Origin of the sequence: Streptomyces palmae (assembly GCF_004684805.1) — a bacterium.
GTDB lineage: Bacteria > Actinomycetota > Actinomycetes > Streptomycetales > Streptomycetaceae > Streptomyces > Streptomyces palmae.
Genome location: NZ_SRID01000246.1, coordinates 1 through 10,414 on the forward strand (window position 1 = coordinate 1; position 10,414 = coordinate 10,414).

Genomic DNA, 10,414 nt, shown 5'->3' on the forward strand with positions numbered 1-10,414 from the left:
GGCAGCGTAAGATTTTTAAAAGAGACAGGGAATCCGTACGGGCCGGGACGGATGCCGCCGAGCGGTCGGGGGTGGCGATGTCCGGTCCGGGCCGGCCGGCGGCGGCGTTCGGGCCGCCTTGGACGGAGGCGGCGTCACCCGAGCCACCGCCCGCCGGGGCGGACGGCTGCCAGCCGGGGCCGCCGAAGACACGGCCCGCGCGCTCGCGCCAGTCGTTCGCCGCCCGCAGGTCGCGGGCGATGGCGGCGTACTCGTGGGTGGCGACCCGCAGCGGGTTGAAGGTGTCGATGTTCTTGGTCAGCCCGTACACCGGCCGCTCGGTCTCCGGGACGAAGGAGCCGAAGAGCCGGTCCCAGACGATGAGGATGCCGCCGAAGTTGCGGTCCAGGTAGCCGCCCTGGGAGGCGTGGTGGACGCGGTGGTGCGAGGGGGTGTTGAAGACGAACTCGATCGGGCGGGGCAGGGTGCCGATCCGCTCGGTGTGGATCCAGAACTGGTAGACGAGGCTGACGGAGTTGCAGAAGGCGACCGCGGCGGGATGCACCCCGAGGGCGACCATCGGCACATAGAACGGCCAGTTGGTCAAGGAGGTCCACGGCTGGCGCAGCGCGGTGGAGAGGTTGAACTTCCGGCTTGAGTGGTGGACCACATGGCAGGCCCACAGCACGCGGATCACATGGTGGCCGCGGTGCTGCCAGTAGTAGAAGAAGTCCTGCGCCAGCAGCATCAGCAGCACGGTCCACCACAGGACCGGCACATGCAGCGGGGTGAGCTCGTAGACGGCTGTGTAGATCGCGACAATCGGGATTTTCCACAGCAAGTCGAACCCCAGGCTGCCGAGACCCATGGTGATGCTGGTCGCGGCGTCCTTGGTCTCGTATCCCTGGGCGTTCTCATCGGGGTGGAGTCGGTAGCTGACCAACTCCACCGCGGTGAGCAGGACGAAGGCAGGTACGGACCACAGCACTACATCGGGCAGGTGCGGCATGTTCGCAACATAAAGCGCCCGGGCCGTCACCGCTAGGGGTCAGTTACTGGCAGGTATGCGAGAACGTTCGTCAGCAGCAGGTTTCGCCATTCTCGACGGATAACAAATGCCCTATAAGGTTTCGCAACATCACATAGCAGACATGCCCCCTCGGTGACGTGTCGGTGGCGGCCCGTATCCTCAGTGACCATGCTCGAAGACCGCACGCCAGCCGCACCGCCGACCGCGCCGTCCTCCTGGCCGGCCGGGTACCCCGCCGGGTACGCGGTGGTCGACGTGGAGACCACCGGACTGGCCCGCGACGACCGGATAGTGTCGGCCGCCGTCTACCAACTGGACGCCCGGGGCGAGGTGCAGGACCACTGGTACACGCTGGTCAATCCGCAGCGCGATCCGGGCCCGGTGTGGATCCACGGTCTGACCAGCGAGGTCCTGGCCGGCGCCCCGCTGTTCCGGGAGATCGCCGAGGAGCTGTCCGAGCGGCTCGCGGACCGGGTGCTGGTGGCCCACAACGCGGCCTTCGACTGGTCGATGATCGCCCGCGAGTACGCCCGGGCCCGCGCCACCGCACCGGTGCGCCAGCGGCTGTGCACCATCGCGCTCTCCAAGGAGCTGCGGCTGCCGCTGGCCAACCACAAGCTGGAGACCCTCGCCGCGCACTACGGCGTGGTGCAGCGGCGCGCCCACCACGCCCTGGACGACGCCCGGGTGCTGGCCGAGGCCTTCCAGCCCAGTCTGCGGCTGGCCGCCCAGGCCGAGCTGCGCCTGCCGCTGCTGGCCTGCCAGCCGCTGACCGAGTGGACCGACAGCCCGGCGGGCGGCGGCTCGCCGGCGATCGGGCGGCAGCGCGGTTACCCCTCGGGCAGCTGGCGGCCCAGCCGCAAGCGGCCCCCGTGCCCGTACCCCAACCCGGGTCGCTACGTCCCGGGCGAGCAGCTGGTCCAGGGCATGCGGGTGGCCTTCTCCGGGGACACCTCGGTCGACCGCGAGCTGCTGGAGGACCGCGCGGTGGAGGCCGGCCTGCACGTGGCCACCAGCGTCTCCCGGCTCACCAGTCTGCTGGTCACCAACGATCCGGAGTCCCCCACCTCCAAGGTCGCCAAGGCGCGCTCCTTCGGCACCCCGGTGGTCGACGAGGCGGCGTTCATGCAGTTGCTCCAGCACGTCCGGCCCGCTCCGGGAGCGGCATCCGGCTGAGCCCATCCGTCGTACCAGCCGACAATCAGGTGAAGTCCGGGCGACGCGCCCGGGCTCGGCTCGCCGATCACCGCAGCGCCCGGCAGGCTGTGGCATATGGCACGTTGCGAGGTCTGCGGAAACGACTACGGCATGACGTTCGAGGTGCACGCGCAGGGCGCGGTGCACGTCTTCGACTGCTTCTCCTGCGCCATCCACCGCATGGCGCCGATCTGCGAGCACTGCCGCTGCCAGGTCATCGGGCAGGGCGTGGAGGCCGACGGGCACTGGTACTGCGGGGCGCACTGCGCCCGTGCCGAGGGGCGGGTGGGCATCGTCGACCGCGTCTGAGCGGCTCGCCTCCGGGCCCGGCGGCCGCCCGGGGTACCCACCGGCGAGGGGGCGGGCCCGGACGGGTACTGTCTTGGGTCGTGTACCGCTTCCTGTTGACCCGGCAGTGGGTGATCCTCACCCTGGTGGGGCTCCTCCTCATCCCGGTCATGATCCGACTGGGCTTCTGGCAGCTCCACCGCCACCAGCACCGGGTAGCGCATAACGAGCTGATCGCCGCCAGCCTGAACTCACCACCCGTCCCGGTCGGCAAGCTCACCGCGCCCGGGCGCGAGGTGAGCCGGGACGACACCTGGCGCACCGTGACCGCGCGCGGCCGGTACGACGGGGCGCACGAGGTGGTGGTGCGCCAGCGCACCGGCAAGGACGACCAGTCCATCGGCTACTTCGTGGTCACCCCGCTGCTGATGGCGGACGGTCGCGCGGTGCTGGTCAACCGGGGCTGGATCCCGGCGGGCGGCGACCTGACCAAGTTCCCCGACGTACCCGCCGCCCCGCGCGGCGAGGTGACCGTCACCGGGCGGCTCAGGGCCGACGAGACCAGTGGCAGCAGCGGTATCCGGGACAAGCAGGGCCTGCCCGACCGGCAGGTGATGCTGATCAACAGCGAGCGGCAGGCCAAGTCCCTCTCCCGCCCGCTGCTCGGCGGCTACATCGAACTCGCCTCCTCCTCCCCCAAGGGCAGCCACCAGCCCACCCCGGTGCCGCCCCCGGACCACAGCAGCATCGGCCCGCACATCGCGTACGCCATCCAGTGGTGGCTGTTCGCCGCCGGGGTGCCGGCCGGCTGGATCGTGCTGGTGCGCCGGGAGCGCCGGGACCGGGTGGCGGCGGCCGAGAAGGCCGCTGCCGAGGCCGCCGAGGCCGCCGAGGACAAGGCCGCCGACGAGGCGGCCCCCGCCGCGGCTCCCGCGAGCTGACCCGCGGCCGACCCGGCACCTGCCGCCCGATCGCCTCCTGCTCGCGTCGCCGAGATCCGGCCACGGCAGACTGAGGCCATGGATCTGGGACTGAAAGACCGTGTGTACATCGTCACCGGCGCCACCCGCGGGCTGGGCCGGGCGACCGCGGCCGAGCTGGTCGCCGACGGCGCCAAGGTGGTCGTCACCGGACGGGACGCCGAGCGGGCGGCCAAGGCCGCGGCCGAACTGGGCCCGAACGCGGTGGGCGTACCGGCCGACAACGGCGACCCCGGCACCGCCGAACGCCTCGTCGCCCTCGCCCGAGAGCGCTTCGGCCGCTTCGACGGCATCCTGGTCAGCGTCGGCGGACCGCCCGCCGGGCTGCTGGCGGACAACACCGACGAGCAGTGGCAGGCCGCGTTCGACGCGGTCTTCCTGGGGGCGCTCCGCCTGGCCCGGGCCGCCGCCGGGGAACTGACCGAGGGCGGGGTGATCGGCTTTGTGCTCTCCGGCTCGGTGCACGAACCGATCCCCGGACTGACCATCTCCAACGGACTGCGCCCCGGGCTCGCCGGGCTGGCCAAGTCGCTCTCCGTGGAGCTGGGCCCGCGCGGCATCCGGGTCGTCGGGCTGCTGCCGTCCCGTATCGACACCGACCGGGTGCGCGAGCTGGACGCGCTCTCCGGTGACGCGGAGGCGGCCCGCCGCCGGCACAGCGAGGCGATCCCGCTGCGCCGCTACGGTACGCCGGAGGAGTTCGGCAAGGCCGCGGCCTTCCTGCTCTCCCCCGCGGCCTCCTACCTCACCGGCCTGATGCTCCCGGTGGACGGCGGCGCGCTGCACGGCTTCTGAGGGACGGCGCGGCGTACCGCGCGGAGCCCGGTGGCAGGCCCCGGTCACTCCCGGGCGGCACCCCGGGGGACCGGCCCCGTGGTCAGGTCACCCGTTCCGCGCGGTGCCGCTCGGTCCGCAGCCGTACCTCGGCCGGCAGTCGGGCCAGCCCCGCCGAGCCGCGGGCCTGCTCCAGCACCTCGGCGCGCAGCCGGTACAGCGCGCTCGCCGGCTGGCAGCGGGGGGTCAGCAGCAGGCCCAGCCGGGCCCTGGGGGCCGTGCGGCGCCCGCGCAGCCGCGCCCGGGCCCGCTCCACCCCGTCCAGTGCCTCCGCCTCCGCTTCCAGCACGGTCTCCAGGGCCCGGCCGCGTACCACCGCCTCCACCCCCTCGTCGTCGGCGACCAGCACCTCGCCCAGCCGGTGCCGGCGCAGCTGGGCCAGCAGCCACCACAGGGCGAGCAGCAGTGCGGCGCCGAGCCCCGCGATCACGGCCGGCCACCACCAGCTCTCGTTCCGCCAGCGCTGCCGGTCGGCGCGGCTCAGCAGCACATCGTGCGGCCCGTGGAAGGGCCACCAGGAGGGGGTGCCGAACCCCCAGTGCCGGGGCAGGTCGAGCCCGGAGAGCAGGACGGCGCCGCCCACGGCCAGCAGTACCAGCCCGGCGAGCGCCACCAGGACCCGGTTGACGGCTCTCAGCACCCTCGGTCACCCCTCTTGTACGGCTCTCTCTGCACTGCCCTTGGCGCGGCGCCTGCCGCCGCCTCGTGCGTCCGCGGGCGCGGCGCGCCGGGCCTATCGCTTCTTCTTGGGCGGACGGCTGACCTGGAGGGAGAGCCTGAGCGGACGGGCCAGGCCCAGTTGCCGGATGCCCTCGGTGAGCGCCGCCTCCACATCGGAGCGCACCTCCGCCAGGTCGCGGAAGTGGGCCTGGACACGGGCCCGGGCGCGGTGCCGGCCGACCGCGACCCGTACCGAGCGGACCCCGGAGACCTCCATCGCACGGTCGCGCAGCACCATGCCGGCCGCCGGACGGTCCAGCCCGGCGCGCAGATCGGCGGTGTCCCGGCGTATCGGCAGCACCCGGCGCAACCCGGGGGTCAGCGCCAGGACCAGCAGCCACAGCCCCAGGGCCATGGCCACCGAAGCGCCGCCGATGACCCAGCCGTCGTCCAGCGGCCGGGTGGCCAACTCCTCGGCCAGCTTGCGGCGCCAGTACATGCCGGGCTGTCCGGCGCGTACCGAGACCACGTCGTACAGCAGCAGACCGACCGCCCCCAGGGTGATCGCCGCGACGATGCCGGCCGGGATCCGGCGCACCGACCAGAAGCGGCCTGCCCGGGGGGCGCTGCCAGGTGGGGCCGCCAGGTGCGCCCCGGTGGAGGCGGACGACGGGGGTTCCGGTTTGCGGAGGTCCACGGGGCCGGTCGAGCTCATCGCACCCGCTCCTGGCCGGCGCCTCCCAGGTGCGGTGAGCGCAGCCGCTCCACGGTGATCGCCACCTCCCGCACCTCCATGCCGGTCAGTCCGGCCACCCGGCTGCGGACATGCCGGCGGACCGCGCCGCAGTGGGTGCCGATGTCCAGGGGGTAGCCGAGTTCCAGGGCGATCCGCACCCGGGCGGTGCGGTCCCGTACCGAGACCGCGGCCTCCGGCCGGGGCGTGCGCGGGAGGGCGGGCAGCGCCTCGCGCGCCGCCTGTGCGGCGATCTTCGCGACGACCCGGTCCGCGACCCGGATCGCACCCCGCTCGGCGGGCTCGCCCGGCCCGCTCACCGCCGTCGCTCGCGGTCGTGACTGTGGAAGAGACTGCCGAAGTCCCGATGGCCGTCCACCCATCGGCCGACCACGAAACCGATCGCTCCCAGCGCTGCCACCAGGAGGAACGCTCCGAAGCCGCCGAAGTAGCCGGCGAACGCGAGGGCAATCCCGGCGATCATTCCGACCACCGCCATGTTCATGTCGCGCACTCCCCTTACCAGCGGTACGCCGGTCGCCTACTGGACCCGCGTCTCCTGCTCCTCTTCGGGTTCGTCGGGCAGCTTCACATCGCTCACCGCGATGTTGACCTCGACGACCTCCAGTCCGGTCATCTGCTCGACCGCGGAGACGACGTTCTCCCGCACGGCCCGGGCGACCTCGGAGATCGAGACGCCGTAGACGACCACGATCTCCAGGTCCAGTGCCGTCTGGACCTCGCCGACCTCGGCCTTCACTCCGCGGGTGACCGATCGGCCGCCGCCGGGGACCCGGTCGCGTACCGCGCCGAAGGTGCGCGCCAGACCGCTGCCCATGGCGTACACGCCGTCGACGTCCCGCGTGGCGAGTCCGGCGATCTTCTCCACGACGCCGTCGGCGATGGTGGTCTTGCCCCGGACACCGGATTCGCCCCCGGCGCCGCGGCGGGCGGCGGTCGCCTCGTACGGCCTCCGCTCGGCCTCGGTGCCCGAGCTGCCGATTCCGGTCCGCTGCGTGGTCTCCGTCATCGCCGATCAACCCTTTCGAACGGAATCCCCTCTGGCTCCTTTTGCCACAGTAGGCGGGATATGTCGTTCTTGCTTCCGGGGTGCGGCAGATGTACGAAGGCGACCGCCGAACTTCCCCCGGCCCCCGAGGTGGGGCGGAGGCGTTCGGCGGTCGCCTTCGATGATGGGGCGGGCGGCTCCGGGCGGCTCCGCGGCAGGTCCTGCCTACCGGCCCGGCGCCGCCCGCACCGCGCGCCGCGGCGCCGGGCTACTCGGCCAGGCCCGCCAGGTCGCGCAGGCGGCGGCCCTGGGCGGCCCGCTCGGCGGTGCGCTGCTCCTCGTAGGTGCGCCCGGTGGCGCCGCGCAGCAGCGCCTTGGTCTCGATGACGGCGTTCCGGGGCGCCGCCAGCAGGGCCGCCGCCAGGTCGCGGACCGCGGCGTCCAGCTCGGCGCCGGGCACCACCAGGTTGGCCAGTCCGACCCGCTCGGCCTCGTCCGCGTGGACGAAGCGGCCGGTGGCGCAGATCTCCAGCGCGCGGGCGTAGCCGACCAGTCCGATCAGCGGGTGCGTACCGGTGAGGTCGGGCACCAGGCCAAGGCTGGTCTCGCGCATCGCGAACTGCACGTCATCGGCACAGACCCGCAGGTCGCAGGCGAGGGCCAGCTGGAAGCCGGCGCCGATGGCATGCCCCTGGACGGCGGCGATGGAGACGATGTCGTTCCGCCGCCACCAGGTGAAGGCCCGCTGGTACTCCTCGATGGTGGCGTCCAGCTCGGCGTCGGAGCCGCGCGCCATGTCCAGGAACGACGGCTCCCCGTCGAACCCCTCCGGGGTGAACGCCTGCCGGTCGAGGCCGGCGGAGAAGGACTTGCCCTCTCCGCGCAGCACCACGACCCGCACGGTGCCCGGCAGCAACTGCCCGGCCTCGATCAGCGCGCGCCACATGGCGGGGCTCTGCGCGTTGCGCTTGGTCGGGTTGGACAGGGTCACCGTGGCAACCGCGTCATCGACGGTGAGTTGGACGCCGTCCTTGTCAAGCAGGGTCACTGGGAGCCTCCGGTCGGCCGCAGTCAGGTTAGTGACTGCACAGTAACCACCCGGTCGACCGACCGATCAACCGGGTGGCACTGCCCATACCCGCCAGTAGGAAGGTCAGGCGGAGGCGGCTTTCTTGCCTCGCGTCGCCCCGCCGCGACCACGCAGCGTCACTCCGGATTCGCTGAGCATCCGGTGCACGAAGCCGTAGGACCGGCCGGTCTCCTCGGCCAGCGCCCGGATGCTCGCACCGGAGTCGTACTTCTTCTTCAGGTCTGCCGCGAGCTTTTCGCGCGCGGCGCCGGTCACCCGGCTGCCCTTCTTCAGAGTCTCGGCCACCCGTGCCTCCTCATGGGAAGTGCGCTCTGGACTTCTCATGATCACCCCTTCACGGCTTCCTGGCCACCCATTCGGCAAGGTCCATGGCACAAGACTTCCCCGGAATTCCGGGCTCGGCGCCGCCGGAAGCCCAAATTCCGGCTGCCGCCGGCGATGCCGCCATTCGGTGATCCACACGAAGTGGCAGGTCAGAGAGGAGGCCACGGGGAGGTGAGGGAGGAGCCCCGGCGCACACACCGCGGCGCGCGCCGAACCGGTGCGGCGCGCCGCGGTACCAGCCGCTCTCACTCAGATGATGGATCACCTGTCGGCCGAATGATCCATCACTCTTGATCGCACCCGGCGGCCACGGTGCGTGTCCGGGACCGTCGGAACCAGGTACCGGATCAGGCGAGCGCCACCAGATCCGCGTAGTCCGCGCCCCAGAGGTCCTCGACACCGTCCGGCAGCAGAATGATCCGCTCCGGCTGGAGCGCGTCCACCGCGCCCTCGTCGTGGGTGACCAGCACCACCGCGCCGGTGAAGGTGCGCAGCGCGCCCAGGATCTCCTCGCGGCTGGCCGGGTCCAGGTTGTTGGTGGGCTCGTCCAGCAGCAGCACGTTGGCCGAGGAGACCACCAGGGTGGCCAGGGCGAGCCGGGTCTTCTCGCCGCCGGAGAGCACCCCGGCGGGCTTGTCCACGTCGTCGCCGGAGAACAGGAAGGAGCCCAGCGTCTTGCGGATGTCCACCAGGTCCAGGTCGGGCGCGGCGGAGCGCATGTTCTCCAGCACCGTGCGGTCCGGGTCGAGGGTCTCGTGCTCCTGCGCGTAGTAGCCGAGCTTGAGGCCGTGGCCGGGGACGACCTCGCCGGTGTCCGGCTTCTCCACGCCGGCCAGCAGGCGCAGCAGGGTGGTCTTGCCGGCGCCGTTGAGGCCGAGGATGACCACCCGGGAGCCCTTGTCGATGGCCAGGTTCACATCGGTGAAGATCTCCAGCGAGCCGTACCACTTGGACAGGCCCTCGGCCATCAGGGGCGTCCGGCCGCACGGGGCGGGGTCCGGGAAGCGCAGCTTGGCGACCTTGTCGGAGGCGCGCACCTCGTCGAGGCCGGCGAGCAGCCGCTCGGCGCGGCGGGCCATGTTCTGCGCGGCGACCGTCTTGGTGGCCTTGGCCCGCATCTTGTCGGCCTGCGCGTTGAGCGCGGCGGCCTTCTTCTCGGCGTTGGCCCGCTCCCGCTTGCGGCGCTTCTCGTCGGCCTCGCGCTGGGCCTGGTACAGCTTCCAGCCCATGTTGTAGACGTCGATCACCGAGCGGTTGGCGTCCAGGTAGAAGACCTTGTTCACCACGGTCTCGACCAGGTCCACATCGTGCGAGATCACGATGAAGCCGCCGCGGTAGGTCTTGAGGTAGTCGCGCAGCCAGCTGATGGAGTCGGCGTCCAGGTGGTTGGTCGGCTCGTCCAGCAGCAGGGTGTCGGCGTCCGAGAAGAGGATCCGGGCCAGCTCGACGCGGCGCCGCTGACCGCCGGAGAGGGTGTGCAGCGGCTGGCCGAGCACCCGGTCGGGCAGGCCGAGGCTGGCGGCGATGGTGGCGGCCTCCGCCTCGGCGGCGTAACCGCCCTTGGTGAGGAACTCGGTCTCCAGCCGCTCGTACTTCTTCATCGCCCGCTCGCGGGTGGCGCCCTTGCCGTTCGCCATCCGCTCCTCGTTCTCGCGCATCTTGCGCAGCACCACGTCCAGGTCGCGGGCGGACAGGACGCGGTCGCGGGCCAGTACGTCCAGGTCGCCGGTGCGCGGGTCCTGCGGCAGGTAGCCGACCTCGCCGGAGCGGGTGATGGTGCCGGCGGCCGGGATGCCCTCGCCGGCCAGGCACTTGGTGAGGGTGGTCTTGCCGGCGCCGTTGCGGCCGACCAGGCCGACCCGATCGCCCTTGGCGATGCGGAAGGAGGCGGACTCGATGAGGACGCGGGCGCCGGCGCGCAGCTCGATGCCGGATGCGGTGATCACAGGGGGTTGACTCCTGGGCAGATGGACGGCGATGGGGTCCCCGCGGCCGGGGCCGGGGATGGGCTGACGGGATGCGGACCGCGCCGTCTAATGCGCGAGGAGAAATGCCATGAGAAGCAGTTTACCGGGGCCCGCAAGGCGGTTTCCGGGACACAGCGGCCTGTCCTGGGGCGTTGTCCGCGCCCGGCGCGCGACTGTGCGGAGGATCACATTCGCCTCCGCAAAGCCTCACGGCCGGGTTCCGGGGCGCGAGACCGCGGCGTACGGCGCCGCACTGGGCCCCTGCGGTGCGCGAGGGGCTCCTCCTGGGGCCGGAGGGGGTGCGCCGCCGCGGTGCGCCGCTC

At 72.4% G+C, this 10,414-nt stretch carries 13 protein-coding genes; 4 read left to right on the plus strand and 9 right to left on the minus strand.

Going from position 1 to position 10,414, the window contains the following annotated elements; all coding sequences use genetic code 11:
• Nucleotides 1–988 (minus strand): sterol desaturase family protein (locus tag E4099_RS22250; RefSeq protein WP_135340883.1); only part of this gene is annotated, 988 nt, incomplete at its 3' end.
• A 189-nt stretch (nucleotides 989–1,177) separates the two neighbouring features.
• Here E4099_RS22250 and E4099_RS22255 point away from each other — a divergent pair.
• From E4099_RS22255 to E4099_RS22270, 4 genes are all read left to right on the plus strand, one after another.
• Entirely contained in the window at nucleotides 1,178–2,185 is a 1,008-nt protein-coding gene (locus tag E4099_RS22255) for a DEDDh family exonuclease (RefSeq protein ID WP_135340884.1), read from the plus strand.
• 96 nt (nucleotides 2,186–2,281) lie between these two features.
• Nucleotides 2,282–2,515, plus strand: a complete 234-nt coding sequence (locus E4099_RS22260) for a hypothetical protein (protein WP_135340885.1) — start codon at nucleotides 2,282–2,284, stop codon at nucleotides 2,513–2,515.
• Between the two features lie 80 nt (nucleotides 2,516–2,595).
• The gene (locus E4099_RS22265; protein WP_135340886.1) at nucleotides 2,596–3,435 is read left to right on the plus strand and encodes an SURF1 family cytochrome oxidase biogenesis protein; all 840 of its coding nucleotides are present in this window, start codon (nucleotides 2,596–2,598) and stop codon (nucleotides 3,433–3,435) included.
• Between the two features lie 78 nt (nucleotides 3,436–3,513).
• Nucleotides 3,514–4,269, plus strand: a complete 756-nt coding sequence (locus E4099_RS22270) for an SDR family oxidoreductase (protein ID WP_135340887.1) — start codon at nucleotides 3,514–3,516, stop codon at nucleotides 4,267–4,269.
• Nucleotides 4,270–4,351: 82 nt separating this feature from the next.
• Here the strand turns inward: E4099_RS22270 and amaP are convergent, their stop codons facing one another.
• The 8 genes from amaP to E4099_RS22310 all read right to left on the minus strand — a co-directional run bounded on the left by amaP (nucleotide 4,352) and on the right by E4099_RS22310 (nucleotide 10,070).
• Nucleotides 4,352–4,948: an alkaline shock response membrane anchor protein AmaP gene (gene amaP / locus E4099_RS22275; RefSeq protein ID WP_135340888.1), complete on the minus strand. Its 597-nt coding sequence runs from the start codon at nucleotides 4,946–4,948 to the stop codon at nucleotides 4,352–4,354.
• Between the two features lie 93 nt (nucleotides 4,949–5,041).
• Nucleotides 5,042–5,683 carry a DUF6286 domain-containing protein gene (locus tag E4099_RS22280; RefSeq protein WP_209446692.1) on the minus strand — a complete coding sequence of 214 codons (642 nt, stop codon included), beginning with the start codon at nucleotides 5,681–5,683 and terminating at the stop codon, nucleotides 5,042–5,044.
• A complete protein-coding gene (locus E4099_RS22285) occupies nucleotides 5,680–6,084 on the minus strand; it encodes an Asp23/Gls24 family envelope stress response protein (protein ID WP_386388671.1) in 405 nt (134 codons plus the stop codon). The genes E4099_RS22280 and E4099_RS22285 overlap by 4 nt, the downstream gene beginning before the upstream one ends.
• On the minus strand, nucleotides 6,018–6,206 hold the full coding sequence (locus E4099_RS22290; RefSeq protein WP_135340890.1) for a hypothetical protein: 189 nt from the start codon (nucleotides 6,204–6,206) through the stop codon (nucleotides 6,018–6,020). The genes E4099_RS22285 and E4099_RS22290 overlap by 67 nt, the downstream gene beginning before the upstream one ends.
• 36 nt (nucleotides 6,207–6,242) lie before the next feature.
• Complete coding sequence (locus E4099_RS22295; RefSeq protein WP_135340891.1) at nucleotides 6,243–6,731, minus strand: Asp23/Gls24 family envelope stress response protein; 489 nt, start codon at nucleotides 6,729–6,731, stop codon at nucleotides 6,243–6,245.
• A gap of 247 nt (nucleotides 6,732–6,978) precedes the next feature.
• Nucleotides 6,979–7,758 carry an enoyl-CoA hydratase/isomerase family protein gene (locus E4099_RS22300; protein ID WP_386388673.1) on the minus strand — a complete coding sequence of 260 codons (780 nt, stop codon included), beginning with the start codon at nucleotides 7,756–7,758 and terminating at the stop codon, nucleotides 6,979–6,981.
• A gap of 105 nt (nucleotides 7,759–7,863) precedes the next feature.
• Nucleotides 7,864–8,085 carry a helix-turn-helix domain-containing protein gene (locus E4099_RS22305; protein WP_030021347.1) on the minus strand — a complete coding sequence of 74 codons (222 nt, stop codon included), beginning with the start codon at nucleotides 8,083–8,085 and terminating at the stop codon, nucleotides 7,864–7,866.
• 386 nt (nucleotides 8,086–8,471) lie between these two features.
• On the minus strand, nucleotides 8,472–10,070 hold the full coding sequence (locus E4099_RS22310; RefSeq protein ID WP_135340893.1) for an ABC-F family ATP-binding cassette domain-containing protein: 1,599 nt from the start codon (nucleotides 10,068–10,070) through the stop codon (nucleotides 8,472–8,474).
• Nucleotides 10,071–10,414: the final 344 nt, after the last annotated feature.